The following is a 24,022-nucleotide window of genomic DNA, read 5'->3' as shown; positions in this document are numbered from 1 at the left end:
CGCGCTCAAGGCGGCGCTGCCAGGTGAACTGCCTTCTGCTCTGCGAGCTGGTCGATTTCTTCGGTCGAGAAACCGGCCTCGCGCAGGATGTCGCGGCCATGCTGGCCGAGCGTCGGTGCCGGGCCCGCGGCTTCCGGCTGCGTCACGCTCCAGGTGGAGGGCGCGCGCATCTGGCGGATGCGGCCTTCCACGGGGTGATCCACCATCCTGAAGAAACCGGTCGCATTGAGATGCGGATCGTCCAGGATGGTTTCCAGCGTATGCATCGGCATCACCGGAATGTCGGCGCGCTCGAGGAGCTCGCGCCATTCTGCGCTGGTGCGTGTTGCGAAGATGTGGCCGATCTCCTGGTAGATCTCGTCGATATGCTTGGTGCGCGCGGCGTGGTTGGCGAAACGCGGCTGATCGAGGAATTCCGGCTGCCCGATCGCCTCGAAGAAGCTGCGCCAGTGCTTGTCGTTGTAGATGAGCACGCAGAGATGGCCATCGCTGGTCTTGTAGGGGCGGCGATAGCGCGACAGCAGGCGGGCATAGCCGCCATGGTCGAGCGGCGGGTCATAGGTCAGCCCGCCCAGATGATCGACCAGCACGAACTCCGTCATCGATTCGAACATCGGCACGTCGATGCGCTGGCCGGTGCCGGTGCGCTGCTGGTGCATCAGCCCGCCCAGAATCGCGTTGACCATCATCAACCCGACGATGCGGTCGGCGATGGTGACCGGAACGTAGCGCGGCGTGCCGTCACCGGCGGCGGCGAGCAACGTCGGAATGGTCGCCGCGCCCTGGATCAAATCGTCATAGGCGGGCTTTGCGGCGTAGGGACCGGACTGACCGTAGCCGAACGCGCCGACATAGACGAGCGCGGGATTGATCGCGGCCAGTGTCTCATAGTCGAGGCCGAGCCGCGCCATCGCCTGCGGGCGCACATTGTAGACCAGCGCATTGGCGCGCTTCGCCAGCCGCAGCAGCGCCTCGCGGCCTTCCGTCTTCTTGAGATCGAGCACGATGCTGCGTTTGCCGCGATTGGCATTGAGGAACATCCCGCCCATGCCGGGCGTGCGGCCGGGACCGATCTGCCGGACGATGTCGCCCTCGGGGCTTTCGACCTTGATGACGTTGGCCCCCATGTCCGCCAGCACCTGCGTGCCGTAGGGGCCCATCAGCACGGAGGTCAGGTCGAGAATGGTGAAGCCGGCGAGCGGTCCCATGGGGCCTCTGTGAGGGTTCATATATGTGGAGTTAGAGTTCAGAAATCGGCGGTGTCAATTCGCGGGCACTACCAAACGCGGCATAGGCTCATGCGCAGTTCATATACTTGACATATAAATTCACATATATGTACATCTTCCTCAAGCAAGAAGTGAAGCCGGGCCGGCTGGCAGCAATCGGCTGCGGCCTCGGCGTGAGGGCGCGTCAGGGAGAAGGCGAATGAAGAGAAATTGGGTCCGGGCGGCCGCGGCGTTGGCACTCTCGCTGCCGGTCTCGACGCTGTCGGCGCAGGCGCTGGAGCTGAAGGTTGCCGATAGCTTCCCCGCAGATCACTATCTCGTCCGCCTGATGCTGAAGCCGTGGATGGACGACGTCACCAAGCGCACCAATGGCGGCGTGACCTTCACCCATTATCCGAACCAGCAGATCGGCAAGGCCAGCGACATGCTGCGGCTGACCCAGTCCGGCGTGGTCGACATCGGCTACATCGGGCCGTCCTACGTCTCGGACAAGATGCCGTTGTCCGAGGTCGCACAATTGCCGGGCGCATTCCAGACCAGTTGCCAGGGCACGCTCGCTTACTGGAAGGCGGCGCGGGAAGGCGTCCTCGCCAGCCGCGAATATGCGTCCAACAAGATCAAGCTGCTGATGGCTGTGGTGCTGCCGCCCTACCAGGTGTGGACCGCTAAGCAGAAGGTCGAGACGATCAAGGACATGCAGGGCCTGAAGCTGCGCACCACCGGCGGCGCGCAGGATCTGACGGTGCGCACGCTCGGCGCGGTGCCGGTGCGCATGGCGGCGCCCGACGCCTATGAGTCGCTGTCGCGCGGCACCATGGACGGGCTGCTCTTCCCCATGGACAGCGTCGCCGCCTACGGCCTGGACAAGCTCGTCAAATACGCGACCGAAGGCGTCAGCTTCGGCAGCTTCATCGTTGCCTACTCGATCAATCAATCGGTCTGGGACAAGCTGCCCGACGACGTGAAGAAGGCGATGGACGCGGCGTCGGAAGCGATCACGCCGAAGGCCTGCGCCGACGTCGACAAGGAGCAGGAGGTCACGCAGCAGAAGATGAAGGAGCAGGGCATCAGCTTCACCGCGCTGCCCGAGGCCACGCGCGCCGAAATGAAGGAGAAGCTCAAGGGCGTCGCGCAGGAATGGGCGACGGCGTTGGACGGCCGCGGCAAGCAGGCTTCTGCAGCACTGAAAGAGTTCGAAGGTCTGCTCGCAGCCGCCGGGGCGAAATAGCGGCACGATTGCAGCGAAAGGGGAGGGCCAGGCATGATCAAACGGGCAACGGATGTGCTCGGCGTGCTGGAGCGCGCACTGACGGTGATCGCTGCGGTCGCTCTCTTTGCGATCATGGCGCTGGTGGTGGCCGACGTCTTCATGCGCTACGTCATGAACAGCCCGTTCTCCTTCACCTACGACCTGATCGGCCTCTATCTTCTGGCCGCCGTCTTCTTCCTGACCTTGTCCGATACCTTGCGGGTTCACGCGCATGTCGGCGTGGACATCCTGCTCTCGCGCTTTCCGCCGGCGGGCCGGCGCCTGTCGGAGATCGTCACCGCACTCACCGGCTTGTTCGTCTTCGTCCTGATCTGCAAGGTCGGGTTCGAGCGCGCGCTGGAGAATTACGAGCAGCACGACGTGCTGGCCGGCGCCATTGCGTGGCCGACCTGGATTTCGGCCGCGCTGGTGCCGTTCGGCTGCGGCGTGCTCGTGCTGCGGCTGGCGCTGCAGCTGGTTGGAAACGTGCTCAGCCTCGTCTCCGGACGTGACCTGTTTCCCTTGCCGCCTGTCAATGAGACCGGCGAAGCCCACTCCTTCGAATAACGGCGGCAGCGATGACAGTCATTCTCGTGCTTGGACTGCTTTTTGTCCTGCTGGCGATCGGCACGCCGGTCGGTTTCGCCATGGGATTTGCCGGCTCGGTCGGCCTGCTGATGGTTGGCGGCACCGGCACGCTGTTCGGCATTCTGCAGACGGCGCCGCTCTCCACGGTCTCGTCCTATGAATTGATCACGATCCCGATGTTCCTGCTGATGGCAGATCTCGTGCTGCTGTCCGGCGTCGCCGACGACATGTTCAAGGCAGCATCGGCCTGGGTCGGCCGCATCCCCGGTGGGCTCGGCATGGCGACCGCGCTCGCCGGCGCCGGGTTTGGCGCGATCTGCGGCACCTCGACGGCATCAGCCGCGACGCTGTCGTCGACGAGCCTGCCGGCGATGATCCGCCAGGGCTATGAGCCGAAGATGGCGGCCGGCGTCGTCGCGATCTCGGGGACGCTGGCGATGTTGATCCCGCCCAGCGTGGCGCTGGTGATCTTCGGCCTGCTCGCGGAGGTCAATATCGGGCAGCTCCTGATCGGCGGCATCATTCCAGCCGCGCTGGTGACCGCCACCATCATGGCGACGATCTATTTCCTGGTCTGGCAGGATCCGTCCCGGGCGCCGCGGGTCGAGCCGGTCTCCTGGCGGGAGCGGTTCTCGTTGCTGTGGCAGGGCGGCCCGATGGCACTGCTGTTCTCGCTCGTCACCGGTACCATCTATCTCGGCGTGGCGACGCCGACCGAGGCCTCGGCCCTTGGCGCGGCGGGGGCGCTGGCCCTTGCCATCGCCAAGGGCAGGGTCACGCCCGGCTCGCTCTACAAGGCGCTGCTCAGCGCCTGCCATGGCACCTGCATGATCGTGACGATCCTCGTCGGCGCCTCGATCTTCGGCTACTTCTTCACGCTCACCCATGTCACGCAGGATCTCGTCGCCTGGATCGGCGGCTTGCAGACCTCGCGCTGGGTGATCATCACGCTGATCCTGTTCGGCTATATCGTGCTCGGTTCCTTCATGGACCAGATCGCGATCCTGGTGCTGACCGTGCCGATCGTGCTGCCGCTGATCAAGACGCTTGGCTTCGATCCGATCTGGTTCGGCGTCATCAAGATCGTCACCGCCGAGGTCGGCATGATCACGCCGCCCGTCGGGCTGAATTGCTTCATCGTAGCCCGTTACGCCAAGCGGCCGGTGGCGGAAGTGTTTCACGGCACCTTCCCGCATTTCATTGCGCATCTGATCGCGATCGCGATTTTGGTGGCGTTTCCGTCTATCATTCTCTGGCTGCCCTCGCAGATGGGGCGCTAGGATCGGAGCAGGCGGCTCCCAAGAAGGAGATCAAGAACATGGATTTCGCGCTCACCGATCAACAGGAAGCCATTCGCGACGCCATCGCCAAGATCTGCGAAGGTTTTCCGGATGCCTATTGGCTGAAGAAGGACCACGACGGCGGCTTCCCGCACGACTTTCACAAGGCGCTCGCCGATGCCGGCTGGCTCGGCATCTGTGTGCCGGAGGAATACGGTGGCTCCGGCCTCGGCATCACCGAAGCTGCGATCATGATGCGCACCATCGCGGAATCGGGCGCCGGCATGTCCGGCGCGTCTGCGGTGCACATCAACGTGTTCGGCCTCAACCCAGTCGTCGTGTTCGGCACCGAGGAGCAGCGCAAGCGCATGCTGCCGCCAATGGTCGAGGGCCGCGAGAAGGCCTGCTTCGCCGTCACCGAGCCGAACACCGGCCTCAACACCACGCAGCTCAAGACCCGTGCGGTCGCCAAGAACGACCGTTACATCGTCAATGGGCAGAAAGTGTGGATCTCGACCGCGCAGGTCGCGCACAAGATCCTGCTGTTGGCGCGCACCACGCCGCTGGAGGAGGTGCGCTCGCCGACCCACGGCCTCAGCCTGTTCTACACCGATTTCGACCGCAACAAGATCAAGGTCCACGAGATCGAGAAGATGGGCCGCAAGATCGTCGATTCCAACGAGCTGTTCTTCGAGGATTTCGAAATTCCGATGGAGGATCGGATCGGCGAGGAAGGCAAGGGCTTCCAGTACATTCTCGAAGGCATGAATCCGGAGCGCATTCTGATCGCGGCCGAGGCGGTCGGCCTTGGAAAGCTCGCGCTGTCGCGCGCGACCGAATACGCCAAGACGCGCACCGTGTTCAATCGTCCGATCGGCAAGAACCAGGGCATCCAGCACCCGCTCGCGGTGAACTGGGTCGAGCTCGAGGCGGCCTGGCTGATGGTGATGTCGGCGGCCTGGCAATATGACAGGGGCATGCCGTGCGGCGCCGCGGCCAATGCCGCAAAATACCTCGCGGGCGAGGCCGGCTTCTCGGCCTGCGAGCAGGCTGTGATGACCCATGGCGGCTTCGGCTATGCCAAGGAGTTTCACGTCGAGCGCTACTTGCGCGAGGTGCTGATCCCGCGCATCGCGCCGGTCAGCCCGCAGCTCGCGCTCAGCTTCATTGCCGAAAAGGTGCTTGGCCTCGCCAAATCGTACTAGTCTTCCTGTGCACAGCTCGGCAGGAACGCCATGAATCTCGCTCACCACCTCCTGCGCGCCGCCAAGGCCAATTCATCGGCACCGGCTCTGTTGAAGGGATTGACGCCGGTCGCCGACTACGGCCGGCTCGCCGCGAGCGTGGCCTCGCTGGCTGCGTCGCTGCGGCAGCGCTTGGGTCTCGCCAAAGGTGACCGCGTCGCGCTGCTGATGAAGAACGTGCCCGACTACGTCGCTTGCCTCTACGCCTGCTGGCATGCCGGGCTGGTCGCCGTGCCCATCAACGCAAAGCTGCATCCGCGCGAGGTCGCTTTCATCCTCGACAATTCGAGCGCCGCGCTCGTCTTCGTGACGGAGGACATGGCCAATGTCGCGTCGGAGGCGCTGGCGCTCGGCACCGCCAAGCCACGGATCATCGAAATTGGATCGGCCGACCACCGCGGGCTCGGGAAGGCCGACGGCATCGCCATCGCCGATGTTGCGATCACCGATCCGGCCTGGATCTTCTACACCAGCGGCACCACCGGCAGGCCCAAGGGCGCCGTGCTCAGCCATCGCAATTTGCTGGCGATGTCGCTGAACTACCTCGCCGAAATCAATCCGATCGTGCCCGGCGAAGCGCTGCTGCACGCCGCGCCGATGTCGCACGGCTCCGGCCTCTACATGGTGCCGCATGTGCTCGGCATGGGCGCGCAGATCATTCCGGAGAGCGGACGCTTCGAGCCGGATGAGATTCTTGAGCTGACGGCGAGGCGCGACGGCATCTCCTTCTTCGCCGCGCCGACCATGGTGCGCCGCCTGACCGTCGTCGCCGAAGCCGCGGGCGCCAGGGCGCCGGGGTTGAAGACCATCATCTATGGCGGCGGCCCCATGTATGTCGCCGATTGCAAGGCGGCGCTCGACGCGTTCGGGCCGAAGCTGGTCCAGATCTACGGTCAGGGCGAGACGCCGATGACCATCACCTATCTGCCGAGGTCGATGCATGTCGAGGCCGGGCATCCGCGCTATGAGGAGCGCCTCGCCTCGGTTGGCATCGCCCAAGGCGTCGTGCAGGTGCGCACCGTGGACGAGATGGGATGCGACGTTGCGGCGGGGCAGATCGGCGAGATCGTCGTGCGCGGCGATACCGTGATGTCCGGTTACTGGCAGAACCCGGACGCCACCGCGAACACCTTGCGTGACGGCTGGCTCTATACCGGCGACATGGGCGCCTTTGACGGCGATGGTTTCCTCACGCTGAAGGACCGCTCCAAGGACGTCATCATCTCCGGCGGCACCAACATCTATCCGCGCGAGGTCGAGGAGGTGTTGCTGCGGCATGAGTCCGTCGCCGAAGTCTCGGTGATCGGCCGGCCGCACCCGGAATGGGGCGAGGAGGTCGTGGCCGTCGTGGTTCTCGCTGCCGGCAGGGCAGTCACCCGAAATGAGCTCGATCAGGTCTGCAATGCGTGGATCGCGCGGTTCAAGCGGCCGAAGCACTATTATCTCATGACCGAGCTGCCCAAGAACAGCTACGGCAAGATCGTGAAGACCGAGCTGCGCGCGTTGCTTGGCGAATCCTCCACGCGCCTTTCGCCGATGGATTGACGCGGTCATGTCGGAGGATGCGGCGCCGATCGATTTCTCCGGCCTGATCCGGGAAGCCGATCTCGTGGTGTGCGGGCAGGCGACGGCGGAGCCGGTCACGCTGACGGAAGCGCTGATGGCGCAGGCCGGGCATTTGCCATCGTTCCGCATGATGGTCGGGCCGATCTTCTCGGACACGTTCCCCGCCGCCAGCGCTCCCAACGTGACGATCCAGAGTTATGGCGTGATCGGCAATGCGCGACGGCTCGCCAGGGCCGGGCGGCTGGACGTGATTCCAAGCAATTACAGCGCCTTCTGCGCCGACTTCGCAGCGCGCCGCCACAGGGCCGATGTCGTTCTGGTGCAGCTTGCGCAAGCCGGCGACGGCCGCTTGAGCGAAAGCCTCTCCAATGACTACGTCATCGACGCGGCGCGCGGCGCGCGTCTCGTCATCGCCGAGATCAATCCGGATGCGCCGTTCACGTTTGGCGCGGAATGGCCGGACGAGGTGCCGATCCATGTGCGCGTGACCGCGCGCCGGCCTCCCGTCGAGCTGGCCGCGACGCCGCCCGATGACGTCTCCCGGCGCATTGCTGCACACGCGGCGAGCCTGATCGCCGACGGCAGCACGCTTCAATTCGGTGTCGGGCGGATTCCTGATGCGATTCTCTCATCGCTGTCGCACCTGCGCGATCTCGGCGTCCATTCCGGCCTGATCAACGATGCGGTCGTCGATCTGATCGAGCGCGGCGCGGTGACGAACGCGAAGAAAGGCATCGATGCCGGGATCACCGTCACCAACCAGGTGATCGGGACCCGGCGCCTCTACCGCTTTGTCCACGAGAACAGGACCGTTTCGGTGCGGCCGACCTCCTACACGCACGGCCAGAACGTGCTGGCGCGGATCAATCGTCTGGTCGCGATCAACGCGGCGCTTCAGGCCGGGCTCGACGGCAGCGTCAATTCCGAGACGTTGAATGGCGTTGCGATCGGCGCAATCGGCGGGCAGCTCGATTTCGTGCGTGGGGCCAATGCCTCTCCCGGAGGGCGAGCGATCATCGCCCTGCCGGCGACGGCGTCCGACGGGACCAGCCGGATCGTCGCCCATGTCGAGACGGTGACGACGCCGCGCGCCGATGTCGATGCGATTGTCACCGAATGGGGCATCGCGGAGTTGCGCGGCTGCGGCCTCTCCGAGCGCGCGCGCCGCATGATCGCGATCGCCGCGCCCGAGCATCGTGATGCTCTGTCGGGCCGGCTTCGCGCGATGTAGATTCAGCGCTGAACGAGGTCCGGCTATTCGGAAGCAATCCGCTCCATCGCCATGGCGCGTAGCTTGGCGCGCTGGATCTTCACGCCGTTGGCGCTGTCGGTGACGGGGAACGACTCCACGACATAGATTCGGGCTGGCACCTTGTAACCGGCCAGCCGGTCGCGCAGGCGCGCGATCACCGTCTCCTGTGGTAGCGGCTCCCCGGCCGGAATCACGAAGGCGACGCAGCGTGCCTGGCCCTTCAGATCGACTGCGACCACCTGGGCGTCGGCCACGCCGGGATAGGATTTGAGCTCGTCCTCGATCTCGCCGGGCGCGACCAGGAAACCGCCGAGCCGCATGGCGTCGCCGGCGCGCGTTTCGTAGACGAAGGAGCCGTCGCCGCGCAGCCGGCCGATGTCGCCGGTGCGGAAGAACCCGTCCGCGGTGATCGCGTCGCGCGTCGCCTCCGGATTGTTGAAATAGCCGAGGAAGCGTGACGGCGCGCTGATCTCGATCTCGCCGGAAGCGCCTTCGGCCGCAAGCTCGCCGGCCTCGGTGTCGCGCACGCGCACCTGCGCATCGGGCGACATCGGCCAGCCGCCGCCCTCGATGCGGTCGGAAAAGGCGTCACTGGTGCGGGCGATCGAGAACAGGGCTTGCACCTCGCTCGAGCCGTAGAGGCCGTAGAGCGGCAGGCCACGCGTCTCGGCCTCCGCGGCAAGCTCGCGCCAGCCGGGCTGGAACGCGGCGAAGCCGCAGACCTCCAGATGCGGGAATGGGCGTGGCGCATCCGTGAGGGCGAGGACGCGGCGGAACATCTCGTCGGAGCCGAAGGCGTGCGTGATCCCATGCTCGCCGAGCGTCCTCAGCGCCGGCGCCGCCTCGAAGGCGTCGAGCACGTGGACGGTCGCGCCCGCCGCGACGAAGCCGAGCAGACTCGTCATGCCAAAGGTGCCGCAGAACGGCAGCATGGCCAGCAGAGAATGACGCCGCGGGTCAAGCTGAAGCGCTTGGGCGACGGAGGTGGCGTGCGTGGCCAGAGTCCGCTGCGAATGCGCCACGAGCTTTGCCCCCTTGGTGGTGCCGGATGTCGTGTAGAGCAGGACCGGAAGGTCGACATCATTCTCAGGTGGCGGCGCTGGCGGATAGGGCTTGTCGAAGGCATCGAAGCGCACGCAAGGCCAATGCGCTGGGATCGCGTCGGCTCCGACCACCGCGAGTGTCTGCAACGCGGGGACGTCATCCCTGGCAAGATCGGCGAGGATCGCGGCAAAATCGATCGAGCGGAAGGTGGCCTCGACCACCATCAGCCTGGCGCCGGACAAACGAAGCAGATGCGCCACTTCCGCGCTGCGGTAGCGCGTATTGACGGCGGCGACGATCGCACCACGCCGGGCGGCGGCGAACAGCAGCGCGACCCATTCGATCCGGTTGACCAGCCAGACCGCGATCACGTCGCCCTTGCCGATGCCTTGCGCCGCCAGCCAGGCCGCGGTCTGCTCGATCTTTCCTTCGAATTCAGCGCGCGAGACCGCGGTGCCGTCGCATACGAAGGCGGGATCGGCGGCGGCCTCAGTCCGGATCAGCGATTGCAGCGAAAACGCATTGGCACTCATGGCAAGCGGAGTAACCCGATCGTGCAAACCTGTCTACTTGGTGCCGAACATCCGGTCGCCGGCATCGCCGAGGCCCGGCACGATGTAGCCGTGATCGTTCAGCCGCTCGTCGATCGCGGCGGTCCAGATCGGCACGTCGGGATGCTCGCTCCGGAACTGGGCGATGCCCTCGGGCGCGGCCAGAAGGCACACGAAGCGGATGTCGCGGGCGCCGCGGGCCTTGAGCAAGGAGGCGCCAGCGCAGGCCGAGTTGCCGGTCGCCAGCATCGGGTCCATCAGGATCACGGTGCGATCGGACAGGTCCTGCGGCGCCTTGAAGTAATATTCGACGGCCTGCAGCGTCTCGGGGTCGCGGTAGAGCCCGATATGGGCGATGCGCGCCGAGGGCATCAGCGCCAGCATGCCGTCGAGGAAGCCGACGCCGGCGCGCAGGATCGGCGCCAGCGTGAGCTTCTTGCCGGCGATCTTCGGCGCCTGCATCGTCGCAATCGGCGTCTCGATCTCGACCAGCTCCAGCGGCAGGTCGCGCGTCACCTCGTAGCCGAGCAGCATCCCGATCTCGTTCAGGATCTCGCGAAAGCTCTTGGTCGAGCGATCCTTCTCCCGCATCAGCGAGAGCTTGTGCTGGACCAGGGGGTGGGCGACGACGTTGACATTGCCAGTGCTCATGAAACCGATCTACACGGTTCCCTGGAATTGCGCCAGATCGGCCGGGTCTTTTCCGCGGGACCGTGTCCTTAACCGGGCATCGTCACCGCGCTGCGGGCCCGGCTGCTCGCCGTGTCGGATGCCGGCCGCAAAGCCTATGCGGCGCGATTGGCCATCCTGCATGTCGCCGCTCCAGGGCGCGGTGATTTAGGCTCACGTCGAGCGCAGCGGCCGGCCGATCGAGGTCACCGCGGCGGAATTGGCCCGGCTGATCGAGAGGGAAGCGGGGAGCTAGACCCCGACCCCGCGCGCTACGAGCGTGATCACGATCGTCAGGATGGCGCCCCAGACCATGCTCAGCGTCATGGTCAGGACGGTGGTGGTGACCGCGTGCTCGAGATTTGCCTTGAGTTGCATGCTACTTGTCCGCAGGTGTTGCGCCGAAGCGCATGCCGAGCAGCAATGCACCCATCAACGCAGCCAGGATGGCGATCTTGAGCTCGATCATGTCAGCGGCCTCATGGTCACGCGCGCAAGCCGCCGCCGCGCTGCCTCCGCCAGCCTGATCAGCGGATTGCCGCGGTTCTCGATGTCGAGCTCGAAGGTCTCGGTGGGAAACACCAGCGCGCAACGGTCCGGCGCGCTGTGACGATTGGCGAAGTCGATGGCCGAGCTCTTGAGCAGGAACAGGCCGCCAACGCGGCCGTTTGCCTCGCGTGCGACCCAGAGGCCGGCGCGATTGCGTCCGATGAAGAAGGCTGGAATGGCGGCGCTGAGGACGTCGGGATCGAGCGGTTTGGGTGCCGCCGCCGGCAGCCTCGGCTCGGACCGGCGATGCGCCGCTTGAAGAGCGATTGCGACCATGGCGGCTTCCTCACACATCTGCAAGGTCATGATGGTCTTCCTACCGGTCAGGTGTGGAGGCGCCAGACATAGATCGCGGTCCTGAGCGCAATCAGTGCGGTGAGCACGCTGCCCATCGAGAGCAGGGCAAACGCCTGGAGCGCGATGCGCTTGAGTTGGGCCTTGCGCGCCTCGGAGATGTGCGCCGGACGTTCGGCCTGGAAGGGCTGGTCAAGACCATGTGTCAGGATCGACATTGCGGAAGTCCTTGTCCTCGGCGCGGCAAGACGGCCGCTCCAATCTGCCGTTCATGATGTCCATCGTTGCGTAGGATTGCGAGATGGGCGCCGGGGCGACCGCATAGGAAAGTCATAAGGACGCCGATCCTCGCGCGGGCAGTCCTCTGAACAGATTGGGGTTCCGCTTCGGCCGTCCGGCCTGAGCGGGCGCAGGCTTTGAGCGCGTGAGCCCGACGGCCACGGCAAAGCGCAGCAGCGCCAGCTGCCAGGCCCGGAGCAGCTTGTGAGAATCATCGGTCGACATCGGCATGCGGTATCCGGCTGGCCTCGACGCGTCAGGCCCCGACACCGTCGATCAATTCCTCGTCGGCGATCGCGGCGAAGGCACGTACCACCTCTCTCTGCGCAGCCGGCCTCAGCGGCACGATCGGAAGCCGCGTCGTGGCAGACGTCAGGCCTAGGACGCTCAATGCGAATTTGAGCGCCGCCGGGCTTTCCCTGGACAGGCAGCCGATGAGCGGCATCAGGCGCCTGTGGAGGTAGCGCGCCGATTGCAGGCGGCCCTGCCTGACCTGCGAAAAGATCGTGCGACAGAGATCCGGCGCGATGTTGGCGACCTCAGAAATCGCGCCATCGCCGCCGTCCGCGATGTAGGCGAAGCCCGTGGCGTCGTCGCCGGACAGAAAGCGGAAACCGGCCGGCAGGTGGCGGGCGAGGCGCATAGGACGGGTGACGTCGGCGCTGCCGTCGCGCAGACCCACGAACGAGCGGGACTCCACTAGACGCAAGAGCGTCTCGTCGGCGAGCGGGCGCAGCGTGCGGGACGGGACGTCGTGCAGGATCACGGGCAGTCCGGTCGCCCCTGCGATGGCGCGGAAATGCGCGAGCATCCCCTCCTGCATCGGCTTGTTATAGGCCGGGACCACCGCCATGACGGCGTCGGCGCCGGCGTCCTCCGCGCGCCGCGCCAGTTCGATGGCGTGGCTGGTTGCATTGGACACAGCGCCTGCAATGACCCGCACGCGGCCGCGCACGACATCGACTGCGGTACGGATGACCAGCTCCTGCTCGGCTGGCGAGAGTGTCGACGCCTCGCCGGCCGTCTCGCAAACCACGATGGCGGGAAGGCCTGCCGCGATCTGCCGCTCGCACAGTGCGGCAAATGCCGTGAGGTCGACCGCATCCGCCGCATCGAACGGCGTCGGCAGGTCCGGAATGAAGCCGGTGAACCAGGCGGAAGGAGGGGTGAACATTGTGCTTCACCGTAAGGCGTCGGCTCAGGCGGCGCGTTGCGAGATGTTGGTGCTGGGGCGCTTGGCCATGTCGAGCTCAATTTCGCGCGGTGTTTCGACGATGGTCTCGGGATGCTGCCCGTTCTCGAACAGCGCATATTTGATCGCCTGGGCGCGGCTGACGAACAGGCCGCCATAGAGGCCATTCTGTTCCTGAGCGACCCATTGTCCCCGGCGATTGCGACCGATGAAGACAATGGCGGAAGGCGAGCTGCACGAGGGAGGTTCGACGAGTTTCACGGCTTTATTCCTTCTGAACGGCGCCGGCCTGAGACGCATTCGTTCCTGCCGGCGCGCTCAATATCCGCAGTCGCGAATATGATTTCGAGGGCGGGTGCGCGCCGATCTCATAGGAAGCTCATAAAGCCGGCTGCTCGGAGGTCAGGTCGTTGGCGATGTGGACCAGCGCGAACAGCGCGCCGAAGGCGGCGGCTTCGTCCCAATGATTGAGCGAGGTGCGAAACAGCGGCTCGCGCCTGACGAGGCCGGCGAGGGCGCACAGGATGATCGACATCCAAAGCAGCACCGCAAGGCTTCGGCCGAAACCGACGCTGCCGAACGCGGCGAAGCCGACCAGCAACGCGACGCGGACGGTGAACCGTGCAATCACGCGCGACGCCTTCAGCGTGCGCGGCATGTCCGGAGCTTGCGACACGGCTTCGATCCGTCGGGCCGCTCTAGCCGAAATTGTCGCAGGCAATCGGCTCGTAGAGCGGATCGCGCACGGGCCCTACGGAAGGAACGCTCGGCCGCGGCGCCTCGGCAGTCACAGCCCTGACCTCGACGAGGGCCGACAGAAGGGCGAGTGCGAGGTCGGCGTGGTGGGCCTCGACCGCTTCATCCAGCCAGTCCGGCAGCTCGCGCTCGCGCGACAGGGCGCAATGCCATTCGCCCTCGTCATACGCGATGCGGCGGACCTGCCATAGCGGCAGCTCGAGCTCCAGCAGGCCCAGCGCCGCGTCGGCCCAGGCCTCGGCGTCGATCAGGCGCATGATGCGCGCGGTGCGCTCGCTCTGGCCGAGCGAGGGATAGCGCCGGCAGGCCTGCGCGATGATGTCGAGCATCAACGGCCGCGTCATCGCAGCCGTGTCGCGAAGCTGCTGACTGAGGGAAGGCGGGGCGAGGCGTCGGAGAACGGCGGTCATGTCAGGCCTCCTGGAGTTGGCGTCGGTCAGTCGGCCGGCGTTGCCAAGATGGCCCTCAAAAGCATTTGAAAACGAGAGGGGGATTGGGCGAGAGATATAGGGATTTCATAAGTGTGAGTGGGGGTGGTGGTGCGTCATTCGCCGCTGTCGTCCCTGCGAACGCAGGGACCCATAACTCCAGGAAGAAGTTGCCGTCAAAAGCTCGTCACCACGAGTCTTCGTCAAACCATCCCCTGTGGCTATGGATCCCGGATCGGCGCGCGCTTGAGGCGCGCTTGTCCGGGACGACGGCGGAGGCTTGAGCGAGCATCGCCGCTCGCCTTTATGAGATTCCTATAACATCGCCATAGGCCTCATCTCGAAAACCTATGTCTGCGCTGGCACTTCAGCGCAGTGAGAGATCCCGTCAGAAATGCGGAACGTCTCGCATTTGATTTACCGCAACCGCCTCGGCGGGAAGCGGAACATGATTGCGCCAGGAGATGGTTGCAACAAGGAGGATCCATGATGGACATTCTGATGCTGGCGCTGGGCTTCGGCTTCTTTGCCCTTGCCATCGGCTACACCTATGCCTGCGAACGGCTGTGAGGGGCGCGGACCATGATCTTCGATTATGCACTCGCCGGCGCCGTCTCGTTCGGCCTGCTGTTCTATCTCACCTACGCGCTGCTGCGGCCCGAGCGGTTCTGACCCGTGCTGCTGCTTCTTGAATTGCTGCTGGCCGACGCGGTGCTCGTCGCCGGCCTGCCTGCGCTGCTCCTGCCGCTTTTGCGCCGGACACACTGCCTGAAGGGTTAATGCCATGACTGTGATCGGTTGGCTCCAAATCATACTCTACTGCGCGATCATCGTCGCGCTGACAAAGCCGGTCGGCGGCTACATGACGCGTGTCTTCAACGGCGAGCGCACGTTCCTTTCGCCGGTTCTGCGGCCCATCGAGGCCGGCATCTACTGGATTTCCGGCGTCGACGAGAAGCGCGAGCAGCATTGGCTGACCTATACGGTTGCCATGCTGCTGTTCCATGTCGGCGGCTTTCTCATCATTTACGGGCTGATGCGCCTGCAGTCAGTGCTGCCTTTCAACCCGGCCGGTCAGTCCGCGGTCGCGGAGGATCTGTCCTTCAACACCGCGATCTCCTTCATCACCAACACCAACTGGCAGAACTACGGCGGCGAAAGCACGCTGTCCTACCTGACCCAGATGGTCGGCCTGACGCACCAGAACTTCCTGTCGGCAGCAACCGGCATCGTGCTCGCGGTTGCCCTGATCCGCGGCTTTGCCCGCGCGTCCATGCGCACGGTCGGTAACTTCTGGGTCGATGTGACCCGTTGCACGCTCTATATCCTGCTGCCGATCTGCGTCGTGTTCACGCTGTTCCTGGTCTGGCAGGGGATGCCGCAGACGCTTGGGCCGTATATCGAGGCGACCACGCTCGAGGGCGCCAAGCAGACCATCGCGGTCGGCCCGGTGGCATCCCAGGTCGCGATCAAGATGCTCGGCACCAATGGCGGCGGCTTCTTCAACGCCAATGCGGCGCATCCGTTCGAGAACCCGACCGCGCTCTCGAACTTCGTGCAGATGCTGTCGATCTTCGTGCTCGGCGCGGCGCTGACCAACGTGTTCGGGCGCATGGTCGGTAACCAGCGCCAGGGCTGGGCGATCCTCGCCGTGATGGGCGTGCTGTTCGTCGCCGGCGTGGCCGTCGCCTACTGGGCGGAAGCCCAGGGCACCTCGACGCTGCAGGCGCTGGGGCTGACCGGCGGCAACATGGAAGGCAAGGAAGTCCGCTTCGGCATTGTAGCTTCCTCGCTGTTCGCCGTGATCACCACCGCTGCCTCATGTGGCGCCGTGAACGCCATGCATGACAGCTTCACCGCGCTCGGCGGCATGATCCCGCTGATCAACATGGAGTTGGGAGAGATCATCGTCGGCGGCGTCGGCGCCGGCATGTACGGCATGCTGCTGTTCGTCATCCTCGCGATCTTCGTCGCGGGGCTGATGGTCGGCCGCACGCCGGAATATGTCGGCAAGAAGATCGAGGCACGGGAAGTCAAGATGGCGATGCTCGCAATCCTGATCTTGCCGCTGATGATCCTGGGCTGGGCGGCCATGGCGGTCGTGTTGCCCACGGGCGTTGCCTCGATGGCGAACGCCGGTCCGCATGGCTTCTCGGAGGTGCTCTATGCCTATTCCTCGCAGACGGGAAACAACGGCTCGGCCTTCGCAGGTCTGACCGGGAACACCCTGTTCTATAACCTGACGGGCGCATCCGCGATGTTCGTCGGCCGTTTCCTGATGATCGTCCCGGCGATGGCGATCGCGGGCTCGCTCGCCGCCAAGAAATCGATCCCGCCGTCGATGGGCACGTTCCCGACCACCGGGGGCCTGTTCGTCGGTCTCGTCGTCGGTGTGATCCTGATCATGGGCGGCCTGACATTCTTCCCGGCGCTCGCGCTCGGTCCCATCGTCGAGCAGCTCGCGATGAACGCCGGCCAAGTGTTCTGACTTCTGATTGTTTGGAGTGACCTCCATGGATGCGATGAAACTGCAAAAACGTGCCCCGATGTCGGCGATGCTCGATCCCAAGATCGTGGTCCCCGCAATCCGCGCCTCCTTCTCCAAGCTCGATCCGCGGCTGATGGTGAAGAACCCCGTGATGTTCGTGGTCGAGGTCGTGGCGGCCCTCACCACCGTGATCTTCCTGCGTGACCTCGCCACCGGCGGCGCCAATCTCGGCTTCACCTTCCAGATCATCCTGTGGCTCTGGTTCACGGTGCTGTTTGCCAATTTCGCTGAGGCCGTGGCCGAAGGCCGCGGCAAGGCGCAGGCCGACTCGCTGCGCAAGACTCGCACTGAGAGCCAGGCCAAGCTCCTGACCGGCTCAGACCACACGTTCAAGCTGGTGCCGGGCACGGCTCTGAAAGTCGGCGACATCGTGCTGGTCGAAGCCGGCGACACCATTCCGTCCGACGGCGAAGTGATCGAGGGCGTCGCCTCCGTCAACGAAGCCGCCATCACCGGCGAATCCGCCCCCGTCATCCGCGAATCCGGCGGCGATCGCTCCGCGGTGACCGGCGGCACGCAGGTGCTGTCGGACTGGATCCGCGTGCGCATCACCGCGGCGCAAGGCTCGACCTTCATCGACCGCATGATCAAGCTGGTCGAGGGCGCCGAGCGGCAGAAGACGCCGAACGAGATCGCGCTCAACATCCTGCTTGCCGGCCTTACCATCATCTTCGTGTTCGCGACCGTCACGATTCCGAGCTATGCGGCCTATGCCGGCGGCTCGATCTCGGTGATCGTGCTGGTCGCGCTGTTCGTGACACTGATCCCGACCACCATCGGTGCGCTGCTGTCGGCCATCGGCATCGCCGGCATGGACCGCCTCGTGCGCTTCAACGTGCTGGCGATGTCCGGCCGCGCGGTCGAGGCGGCCGGCGACGTCGACACGCTGCTGCTGGACAAGACCGGCACCATCACGCTCGGCAACCGGCAGGCGACCGCGTTCCGTCCCGTCCGCGGCGTGACCGAGCAGGAACTGGCGGACGCGGCCCAGCTTGCCTCGCTCGCCGACGAGACCCCGGAAGGCCGTTCCATCGTCGTGCTGGCCAAGGAGAAATACGGCCTCCGCGGCCGCGACATGGCCGAGCTCGGCGCCACCTTCATCCCGTTCACGGCGCAGACGCGCATGAGCGGCGTCGACGCCGGCGGCTCGTCGGTGCGCAAGGGTGCAGTCGATGCCATGCTGAACTATATCGGCGGAGGCGCTCCCACCGCCGTCGCGTCCGGCAACACGGTGCGGGCGATGCAGCCTGCCGCATTGTCCGAACTCGGCCGCGAGATCCAGGCCATTGCCGACGAGATATCGAAGGCCGGCGGTACGCCGCTGGCAGTCGCCCGGGACGGCAAGCTGCTCGGCGTCGTCCAGCTCAAGGACATCGTCAAGGGCGGCATCCGCGAGCGCTTCGCGGAGCTGCGCCGCATGGGCATCCGCACCATCATGATCACCGGCGACAACCCGATGACAGCCGCCGCAATTGCGGCCGAAGCCGGCGTCGACGATTTCCTGGCTCAGGCAACGCCCGAGGACAAGCTGAAGCTGATCCGCGACGAGCAGGCCAAGGGCAAGCTGGTGGCTATGTGCGGCGACGGCACCAACGACGCACCGGCGCTCGCGCAGGCCGATGTCGGCGTCGCCATGAACACCGGCACGCAGGCTGCTCGCGAGGCCGGCAACATGGTCGACCTTGATTCCAACCCGACCAAGCTGATCGAGGTGGTCGAGATCGGCAAGCAGCTCTTGATGACGCGCGGCGCGCTGACGACGTTCTCGATCGCCAACGACGTCGCCAAGTATTTCGCGATCATCCCGGCGATGTTCCTGGCGTTCTACCCGCAGCTCAACGTGCTCAACGTCATGAACCTGTCGAGCCCGCAGAGCGCCATCCTGTCGGCGATCATCTTCAACGCGCTGATCATCATCGCGTTGATTCCGCTGGCGCTGAAGGGCGTCGCCTATCGCGCAGTCGGCGCCGGCGCGCTGCTCCGCCGCAACCTCCTGGTCTACGGGCTCGGCGGCATCGTCGTTCCCTTCATTGGCATCAAGGCGATCGACCTCGCCGTCACCGCCTTACACTTGGCCTAATCCCGTCATCGAGAGGAGCGATTTTCACCGTCATTCCGGGGCGCCTCGAAGAGGCGAACCCGGAATCTAGAGGTTCCGGGTTCGATGCTTTGCATCGCCCCGGAACGACAGGAGAGATGCTCCACTCGCAACGACGAAATATCTGGAGACGTAACATGCTCAGAGAAATCCGCCCCGCCATCGTCCTCCTGCTGGCGCTCACCGCCATCACCGGCCTTGCCTATCCGCTGGCGATGACCGCCATCGCCGGCGCGCTGTTTCCCGCGCGCGCCGAAGGCAGCCTGATCGAGAAGGACGGCAAGGTCGTCGGCTCCGCCCTGATTGGACAGGAATTCAAGGACGACAAATACTTCCACGGCCGTCCCTCGGCGACGGTTGCGCCTGACCCGAACGATTCGAGCAAGACGGTGTCGGCGCCCTACAATGCCGCCAATTCGGGCGGCTCCAATCTGGGGCCGACCAGCAAGGCGCTGGCCGACCGGCTGAAGGAAGATGTGGACAAGCTGAAGGCGGAGAACCCGAACGCGGCGGTGCCGGTCGATCTGGTCACCACCTCGGCGAGCGGGCTCGATCCAGATATCTCGCCGGAAGCCGCGCAATTCCAGGTGCCGCGCGTCGCGAAGGCGCGGAATATGCAGGAAGAGCAGGTCAAGCAGCTTGTGACCGCCAACACCGAAGGCCGCCTTCTCGGCGTGCTCGGCGAACCCCGGGTTAACGTTCTGGCGCTGAACCTCGCGCTCGACCGCGCCGCCGCCAGGTAGCGGTCTAGGCTCGCGGCGTGCGGATGATTATATTGGAAACATGGTCCGAGAGCGCCGCGATTCCGAACAACGTCCCTCTCCCGAGGCACTGCTGGAAGCAGCGCGCCGGGAGGAGAGCGCAAGCGGTAGGCTGAAGATCTTCGTCGGCGCCGCTCCCGGCGTCGGCAAGACCTACGAGATGCTGCAAAGCGCCCACGCCAAGCGCAAGGCCGGCGTCGACGTCGTGGTCGGCTTCGTCGAGACCCATGGCCGGGCCGAGACCGAGGCCCTGGTGCGGGGGCTGGAAGTGGTGCCGCGCAAGCGGCTCGATTACCGCGGCCAGATCGTCGAAGAGCTGGATCTCGACGCCGTGATCGCACGCCGGCCGCAGATCGCGCTGGTCGACGAGCTCGCCCATACCAATGCGGTCGGCAGTCGCCATCCCAAGCGCTATCTCGACGTCGAGGAGCTGCTGTCGCACGGCATCGACGTCTACACCGCCGTCAACATCCAGCACATCGAGAGCCTGAACGACGTCGTCGCGCAGATCACCCATGTTCGCGTGCGCGAGACGGTCCCCGACTCCGTGTTCGACCGCGCCGACGCGATCGAGCTGATCGACCTCACGCCCGACGATCTGATCCAGCGTTTGAAGGAGGGCAAGGTCTATGTCCCCAGGCAGGCCGAGCGTGCGCTGGAGCACTATTTCTCGCCGGGCAATCTGACCGCGCTGCGCGAGCTCGCGCTGCGGCGGACGGCCGAGCGGGTCGACGAGCAGCTGCTCAACCACATGCAGGCCAATGCCATTGCCGGCCCGTGGGCCGCGGGCGAGCGCATCCTGGTGTGCGTCAGCGAGGATCCGCGTGCTGCAGGCCTGGTGCGCTATACCAAGCGGCTGGCCGACCGGCTGCATGCGCCCTTCACCGCGATCTCGATCGAGACCCGGCGATCGCTGCAATTGTCCGACGAGGAGCGCGATCGGCTGGCCGATACGCTGCGGCTCGCGGAGTCGCTGGGTGGCGAGGCCCTGACCATTCCCGCCGTCGGCCGCCGCATCGCGGACGACGTCGTCAACTTCGCCCATGGTAACAACGTCACCCAGATCGTGATCGGCAAGTCGACCCGCTCGCGCTGGTTCGAGATGACGCGCGGCTCGGTGGTGCATGATCTGGTGCGCCGCGCGGGCAATATCAGCGTTCACGTCATCCCTGGCGACGAGCTGTCCGGAGGCGTGGCGCCCAAAGCGGCGGTGCAGACCGCGGCACGATCCGAGCCGTTCAATCCGCTGCCCTATCTCAAGGCGCTCGGCATCGTGCTGGTCGGTCTCGGCGCGGCGGAGCTGCTTCAGCCGAGGTTCGGCATCGAGAACGTCGACCTCGTGCTGCTCACGGCCGTGGTCGCGGTCGCGGTGCGGTACGGATTGTGGCCCTCCTTGCTCGCCACCGTCACGGCCTCGCTTTGCTACAATTTCTTCTTCCTGCCGCCGATCTACACCTTCACGATCACCGATCCGACCAACGTTGCCGCTTTCGTCCTGTTCATGGTGGTGGCGATGATCGTGTCCAATGTCGCGGCGCGCGTGCGCACACAGGCGGATGCGGCGATCGGCCGGATCCGGATGAACGAGCAGCTCTACGCCTTCAGCCGCAAGCTGGCCGGCACGGCCACGCTCGACGACGTGCTGTGGGCGACCGCCTATCAGATCGCACTGATGCTCAAGGTTCGCGTGGTGCTGCTGCTGCCGGAGGAAGGCCTGCTCATGGTCAAATCCGGCTATCCGCCGGAGGACGAGCTCGACCAGGCTGACCTCGCCGCGGCCAACTGGGCCTGGAGCAACGACCGCCCCGCAGGCCGCGGCTCCGACACGCTGCCGGGTGCGAAACGGCTGTTCCTGCCGATGCGGACCGGGCGGGGTTCGATCGGTGTGATCGGCATCGACAACGACCGCACCGGGCCGCTGCTGACGCCGGACCAGCGTCGCCTGCTCGACGCGCTGGTCGACCAGGGGGCGCTTGCGATCGAGCGCGTGCTGCTTGTCGAGGACATGGACCGCGTCAAGCGCACCGTCGAATCCGAGCGCTTGCGCGCGGCGCTCCTGACCTCGATCTCGCATGACCTCAAGACGCCGCTCGCCTCGGTGCTGGGCGCGGCCTCGACCATGCGCGATCTCGCCGGAGCCCTCTCCGACACCGAGAAGCGCGACCTGCTCGCCACCGTGATCGACGAATCCGAGCGGCTCAACCGCTTCATCGCCAACCTGCTCGACATGACCAAGCTCGAATCCGGCGCGATCGTGCCCAATACGGCATTGCACGATCTCGGCGAGATCGTCGGCAGCGCGCTCCGCCGCGCGAGCAAGATCCTGACCGCCCACAAGGTCGAGCTGGTGCTGGCGGCCGATCTGCCGATGCTCCAGCTCGATGCCGTCCTGTTCGAGCAGGTGCTGTTCAACCTGCTGGACAATGCGGCGAAATACTCGCCGCCGGACACCACGATTTCGATCAAGAGCAGGCGCGAGCGCGATCAGGTCGTGCTGGAGGTCGCCGACGAAGGCGGCGGCATTCCGCCCGACGAGCTCGAGAGCGTGTTCGACAAGTTCTATCGCGTGCAGAAGGGCGATCACGTCCGGCCCGGCACCGGGCTCGGGCTTGCCATCTCACGCGGCTTCGTCGAGGCGATGCGCGGCACGATCTCGGCCGCCAACCGCAGCGACCGCAGCGGCGCCGTCCTCACCATCCGTCTTCCCGTTCCGGCAGAGACCCACGCATTGGATACCGCCGCATGAGTGCTGCCCCGATCAAGGTGCTGGTCATCGACGACGAGCCGCCGATCCGCAAATTGCTGCGGATGGGGCTCACGACGCAAGGCTACGAAATCCTGGAAGCGTCGAGCGGCAAGACCGCGCTGGAGAAGCTTGAGGAGCATCCGGCGTTGATCATCCTCGATCTCGGTCTGCCCGACATACAGGGCCATGAGCTGCTGCGCACCATCCGTGCCCGCAACGAAGCCGTGCCGATCGTGGTGCTGTCGAGCCGCGGCGACGAGGCCGGCAAGGTCCAGGCACTGGATCTCGGCGCCGATGACTATCTGACGAAGCCGTTCGGCATGGACGAGTTGCTGGCCCGCCTGCGCGCCGCACTGCGCCACCAGCTCCAGGTCAAGGGCGAGCGTCCGGTGTTCCGCACCGGCGATCTCTCGGTCGATCTCGTCCGTCGCATCGTCAAGGTCGGCGAGCGGGACGTGAAGCTGTCGCCGAAGGAATACGATCTCTTGCGCGTGCTGGTGCAGCACGCCGGCAAGGTGCTGACCCACCGCTTCCTGCTCAAGGAGCTCTGGGACGAGCTGACCGATGCGCAATATTTGCGCGTCTATGTCCGCCAGCTCCGCCAGAAGATCGAAGCCGATCCGGAGCGGCCGCAATATGTGCTGACGGAGACCGGGATCGGGTACCGGCTGAAGGCGGGGGAATGATTCCAGCTGTCATTCCGGGGCCCGCGTCAGCGCGAGCCCGGAATCCATTTCTCCGCGCATCGCGCTCGACACGATAGATTCCGGGTTCGCCTCTTCGAGCGCCCGGAATGACGGTGCGGTTGCTAACCCGCCTTCCGATGCCTCGTCGCGGCCCGGTGCGTCTTCCGCGCGGCTTGCCGCCGCCCGGGCGCACGGCGCGCGTGCGACTTTGCCGCCGTCTTCTTGCCGCCGCGGCCCTTCAGGCTCTGCTTCAGCGCATCCATCAGGCTGACGACGTTGCTCGGCCGTTCCTCGCGCTCGGGCAGCTCGATCTTCTTGCCGCTGGCCTTGCGCTTCACCAGCGCCTTCAGCGCATCCTCGTACTCGTCCTTGAACTTGCCCGGATCGAAATGCGAGGCCTTGCTGTGGAGGATGTGGCCGGCGAGCTCGACCATGTCCTTGGTGATCTTCGGGCTCTTGATGTCGCCGAAAAACTGGTCCTCGTCGCGCAGCTCGTAGGGGAAGCGCAGCGTGGTGCCGAGCAGACCCTTGCCGAGCGGCTCGATCGCCATGACGTGCTCGCGGTTCGTGAGCACGATCTTGGCGAGCGCCACGCGCTCCTGGTCCTTCATGGCGTCGCGGATCACCGCGAAGGCGTCGACCGCGGCCTTGCCGTCGGGCGCGATGTAATAGGGATGGCTGAGGTAGCGCTGGTCGATCTCCTCGCTTGGCACGAAGCTTTCGATGTCGATGGTGTGGTTGCTTTCGATCTGGACCGCCTCGAGCTCTTCCGGCTCGATCTCGACATATTTGCCCTTCCGTAACTCGTAGCCGCGGCCCTTCTGGTCGCTCTCGACAACGTCGCCGGTCTCCGAATCGATCATCTGCTGCTTGAGCCGGTTGCCGGTCTCGCGGTTGATCAGGTGAAACCGCGTCTTCTCGGCCGCCGTGGTCGCCGGATACAGCACGACCGGACAGCTGACCAACGACAGCTTCAACGTTCCCTTCCAGTAGGCGCGCGGGGCCATTCCATT

The 24,022-nt window shown here is 65.5% G+C and carries 23 protein-coding genes; 12 read left to right on the top strand and 11 right to left on the bottom strand.

Going from position 1 to position 24,022, the window contains the following annotated elements:
* Positions 1 to 5: 5 nt before the first annotated feature.
* A complete protein-coding gene (locus X268_RS25495; RefSeq protein ID WP_164937933.1) occupies positions 6 to 1,208 on the bottom strand; it encodes a CaiB/BaiF CoA transferase family protein in 1,203 nt (400 codons plus the stop codon).
* 220 nt (positions 1,209 to 1,428) lie between these two features.
* Here X268_RS25495 and X268_RS25490 point away from each other — a divergent pair, with 220 nt between their 5' ends.
* Genes X268_RS25490 through X268_RS25465 form a run of 6 tightly spaced genes read left to right on the top strand, consistent with a single transcriptional unit; the run spans position 1,429 to position 8,387 of the window.
* Positions 1,429 to 2,457, top strand: coding sequence for a TRAP transporter substrate-binding protein (locus X268_RS25490; RefSeq protein WP_128927479.1), 1,029 nt, complete (start codon positions 1,429 to 1,431; stop codon positions 2,455 to 2,457).
* Between the two features lie 33 nt (positions 2,458 to 2,490).
* Positions 2,491 to 3,045, top strand: a complete 555-nt coding sequence (locus tag X268_RS25485) for a TRAP transporter small permease subunit (protein WP_128927478.1) — start codon at positions 2,491 to 2,493, stop codon at positions 3,043 to 3,045.
* 11 nt (positions 3,046 to 3,056) lie between these two features.
* Complete coding sequence (locus tag X268_RS25480) at positions 3,057 to 4,346, top strand: TRAP transporter large permease (RefSeq protein WP_128927477.1); 1,290 nt, start codon at positions 3,057 to 3,059, stop codon at positions 4,344 to 4,346.
* Between the two features lie 38 nt (positions 4,347 to 4,384).
* Entirely contained in the window at positions 4,385 to 5,551 is a 1,167-nt protein-coding gene (locus X268_RS25475; RefSeq protein ID WP_128927476.1) for an acyl-CoA dehydrogenase family protein, read from the top strand.
* A 30-nt stretch (positions 5,552 to 5,581) separates the two neighbouring features.
* Positions 5,582 to 7,135, top strand: coding sequence for a class I adenylate-forming enzyme family protein (locus X268_RS25470; RefSeq protein WP_128927475.1), 1,554 nt, complete (start codon positions 5,582 to 5,584; stop codon positions 7,133 to 7,135).
* Positions 7,136 to 7,142: 7 nt separating this feature from the next.
* Positions 7,143 to 8,387, top strand: a complete 1,245-nt coding sequence (locus tag X268_RS25465; RefSeq protein WP_128927474.1) for an acetyl-CoA hydrolase/transferase family protein — start codon at positions 7,143 to 7,145, stop codon at positions 8,385 to 8,387.
* A gap of 23 nt (positions 8,388 to 8,410) precedes the next feature.
* Here X268_RS25465 and X268_RS25460 read toward each other — a convergent pair whose 3' ends face one another.
* From X268_RS25460 to X268_RS25415, 9 genes are all read right to left on the bottom strand, one after another.
* Positions 8,411 to 9,985: an AMP-binding protein gene (locus X268_RS25460; protein ID WP_128927473.1), complete on the bottom strand. Its 1,575-nt coding sequence runs from the start codon at positions 9,983 to 9,985 to the stop codon at positions 8,411 to 8,413.
* Between the two features lie 33 nt (positions 9,986 to 10,018).
* Positions 10,019 to 10,654 carry a uracil phosphoribosyltransferase gene (gene upp / locus X268_RS25455; RefSeq protein ID WP_128927472.1) on the bottom strand — a complete coding sequence of 212 codons (636 nt, stop codon included), beginning with the start codon at positions 10,652 to 10,654 and terminating at the stop codon, positions 10,019 to 10,021.
* Between the two features lie 270 nt (positions 10,655 to 10,924).
* Complete coding sequence (locus X268_RS40580) at positions 10,925 to 11,050, bottom strand: hypothetical protein (RefSeq protein ID WP_283818276.1); 126 nt, start codon at positions 11,048 to 11,050, stop codon at positions 10,925 to 10,927.
* A gap of 87 nt (positions 11,051 to 11,137) precedes the next feature.
* Positions 11,138 to 11,527: a hypothetical protein gene (locus X268_RS25445; protein ID WP_128927471.1), complete on the bottom strand. Its 390-nt coding sequence runs from the start codon at positions 11,525 to 11,527 to the stop codon at positions 11,138 to 11,140.
* Between the two features lie 17 nt (positions 11,528 to 11,544).
* Entirely contained in the window at positions 11,545 to 11,733 is a 189-nt protein-coding gene (locus X268_RS25440) for a V-type proton ATPase subunit G (RefSeq protein ID WP_128927470.1), read from the bottom strand.
* Positions 11,734 to 12,050: 317 nt separating this feature from the next.
* Entirely contained in the window at positions 12,051 to 12,968 is a 918-nt protein-coding gene (gene dapA / locus X268_RS25430; RefSeq protein WP_128927468.1) for a 4-hydroxy-tetrahydrodipicolinate synthase, read from the bottom strand.
* Positions 12,969 to 12,992: 24 nt separating this feature from the next.
* Positions 12,993 to 13,247 carry a hypothetical protein gene (locus X268_RS25425; protein ID WP_164937932.1) on the bottom strand — a complete coding sequence of 85 codons (255 nt, stop codon included), beginning with the start codon at positions 13,245 to 13,247 and terminating at the stop codon, positions 12,993 to 12,995.
* A gap of 118 nt (positions 13,248 to 13,365) precedes the next feature.
* Positions 13,366 to 13,662 carry a hypothetical protein gene (locus X268_RS25420; protein WP_245477650.1) on the bottom strand — a complete coding sequence of 99 codons (297 nt, stop codon included), beginning with the start codon at positions 13,660 to 13,662 and terminating at the stop codon, positions 13,366 to 13,368.
* Between the two features lie 22 nt (positions 13,663 to 13,684).
* Entirely contained in the window at positions 13,685 to 14,152 is a 468-nt protein-coding gene (locus X268_RS25415) for a hypothetical protein (RefSeq protein ID WP_128927466.1), read from the bottom strand.
* 600 nt (positions 14,153 to 14,752) lie between these two features.
* Here X268_RS25415 and X268_RS25405 point away from each other — a divergent pair.
* The 6 genes from X268_RS25405 to X268_RS25380 all read left to right on the top strand — a co-directional run bounded on the left by X268_RS25405 (position 14,753) and on the right by X268_RS25380 (position 23,009).
* A complete protein-coding gene (locus X268_RS25405) occupies positions 14,753 to 14,842 on the top strand; it encodes a K(+)-transporting ATPase subunit F (protein WP_038965694.1) in 90 nt (29 codons plus the stop codon).
* 112 nt (positions 14,843 to 14,954) lie between these two features.
* Positions 14,955 to 16,658: a potassium-transporting ATPase subunit KdpA gene (gene kdpA / locus X268_RS25400; RefSeq protein WP_128927464.1), complete on the top strand. Its 1,704-nt coding sequence runs from the start codon at positions 14,955 to 14,957 to the stop codon at positions 16,656 to 16,658.
* 25 nt (positions 16,659 to 16,683) lie between these two features.
* Positions 16,684 to 18,798 carry a potassium-transporting ATPase subunit KdpB gene (kdpB, locus tag X268_RS25395; RefSeq protein WP_128927463.1) on the top strand — a complete coding sequence of 705 codons (2,115 nt, stop codon included), beginning with the start codon at positions 16,684 to 16,686 and terminating at the stop codon, positions 18,796 to 18,798.
* Positions 18,799 to 18,953: 155 nt separating this feature from the next.
* Positions 18,954 to 19,559: a K(+)-transporting ATPase subunit C gene (locus X268_RS25390; protein ID WP_128927462.1), complete on the top strand. Its 606-nt coding sequence runs from the start codon at positions 18,954 to 18,956 to the stop codon at positions 19,557 to 19,559.
* Between the two features lie 40 nt (positions 19,560 to 19,599).
* A complete protein-coding gene (locus X268_RS25385) occupies positions 19,600 to 22,323 on the top strand; it encodes a sensor histidine kinase (RefSeq protein ID WP_128927461.1) in 2,724 nt (907 codons plus the stop codon).
* Positions 22,320 to 23,009 (top strand): response regulator, encoded by a 690-nt coding sequence (locus tag X268_RS25380; RefSeq protein ID WP_128927460.1) that lies wholly within the window; start codon positions 22,320 to 22,322, stop codon positions 23,007 to 23,009. The genes X268_RS25385 and X268_RS25380 overlap by 4 nt, the downstream gene beginning before the upstream one ends.
* Before the next feature lie 122 nt (positions 23,010 to 23,131).
* On the opposite strand, the gene ku is transcribed toward X268_RS25380, so the two are convergent.
* Positions 23,132 to 24,016 carry a non-homologous end joining protein Ku gene (ku, locus tag X268_RS25375; RefSeq protein WP_128927459.1) on the bottom strand — a complete coding sequence of 295 codons (885 nt, stop codon included), beginning with the start codon at positions 24,014 to 24,016 and terminating at the stop codon, positions 23,132 to 23,134.
* Between the last annotated feature and the right edge of the window lie 6 nt (positions 24,017 to 24,022).

This window comes from Bradyrhizobium guangxiense (assembly GCF_004114915.1).
Classification (GTDB): Bacteria; Pseudomonadota; Alphaproteobacteria; order Rhizobiales; family Xanthobacteraceae; genus Bradyrhizobium; species Bradyrhizobium guangxiense.
This window is presented reverse-complemented; position numbering and strand designations above follow the sequence as displayed.

Bases quoted from the DNA above. Each gene is read 5' to 3' on its own strand.
- X268_RS25495 (WP_164937933.1), bottom strand. From the start codon at position 1,208: ATGGGACCGCTCGCCGGCTTCACCATTCTCGACCTGACCTCCGTGCTG.
- X268_RS25490 (WP_128927479.1), top strand. From the start codon at position 1,429: ATGAAGAGAAATTGGGTCCGGGCGGCCGCGGCGTTGGCACTCTCGCTG.
- X268_RS25485 (WP_128927478.1), top strand. From the start codon at position 2,491: ATGATCAAACGGGCAACGGATGTGCTCGGCGTGCTGGAGCGCGCACTG.
- X268_RS25480 (WP_128927477.1), top strand. From the start codon at position 3,057: ATGACAGTCATTCTCGTGCTTGGACTGCTTTTTGTCCTGCTGGCGATC.
- X268_RS25475 (WP_128927476.1), top strand. From the start codon at position 4,385: ATGGATTTCGCGCTCACCGATCAACAGGAAGCCATTCGCGACGCCATC.
- X268_RS25470 (WP_128927475.1), top strand. From the start codon at position 5,582: ATGAATCTCGCTCACCACCTCCTGCGCGCCGCCAAGGCCAATTCATCG.
- X268_RS25465 (WP_128927474.1), top strand. From the start codon at position 7,143: ATGTCGGAGGATGCGGCGCCGATCGATTTCTCCGGCCTGATCCGGGAA.
- X268_RS25460 (WP_128927473.1), bottom strand. From the start codon at position 9,985: ATGAGTGCCAATGCGTTTTCGCTGCAATCGCTGATCCGGACTGAGGCC.
- upp (WP_128927472.1), bottom strand. From the start codon at position 10,654: ATGAGCACTGGCAATGTCAACGTCGTCGCCCACCCCCTGGTCCAGCAC.
- X268_RS40580 (WP_283818276.1), bottom strand. From the start codon at position 11,050: ATGCAACTCAAGGCAAATCTCGAGCACGCGGTCACCACCACCGTCCTG.
- X268_RS25445 (WP_128927471.1), bottom strand. From the start codon at position 11,527: ATGACCTTGCAGATGTGTGAGGAAGCCGCCATGGTCGCAATCGCTCTT.
- X268_RS25440 (WP_128927470.1), bottom strand. From the start codon at position 11,733: ATGTCGATCCTGACACATGGTCTTGACCAGCCCTTCCAGGCCGAACGT.
- dapA (WP_128927468.1), bottom strand. From the start codon at position 12,968: ATGTTCACCCCTCCTTCCGCCTGGTTCACCGGCTTCATTCCGGACCTG.
- X268_RS25415 (WP_128927466.1), bottom strand. From the start codon at position 14,152: ATGACCGCCGTTCTCCGACGCCTCGCCCCGCCTTCCCTCAGTCAGCAG.
- X268_RS25405 (WP_038965694.1), top strand. From the start codon at position 14,753: ATGATCTTCGATTATGCACTCGCCGGCGCCGTCTCGTTCGGCCTGCTG.
- kdpA (WP_128927464.1), top strand. From the start codon at position 14,955: ATGACTGTGATCGGTTGGCTCCAAATCATACTCTACTGCGCGATCATC.
- kdpB (WP_128927463.1), top strand. From the start codon at position 16,684: ATGGATGCGATGAAACTGCAAAAACGTGCCCCGATGTCGGCGATGCTC.
- X268_RS25390 (WP_128927462.1), top strand. From the start codon at position 18,954: ATGCTCAGAGAAATCCGCCCCGCCATCGTCCTCCTGCTGGCGCTCACC.
- X268_RS25385 (WP_128927461.1), top strand. From the start codon at position 19,600: ATGGTCCGAGAGCGCCGCGATTCCGAACAACGTCCCTCTCCCGAGGCA.
- X268_RS25380 (WP_128927460.1), top strand. From the start codon at position 22,320: ATGAGTGCTGCCCCGATCAAGGTGCTGGTCATCGACGACGAGCCGCCG.
- ku (WP_128927459.1), bottom strand. From the start codon at position 24,016: ATGGCCCCGCGCGCCTACTGGAAGGGAACGTTGAAGCTGTCGTTGGTC.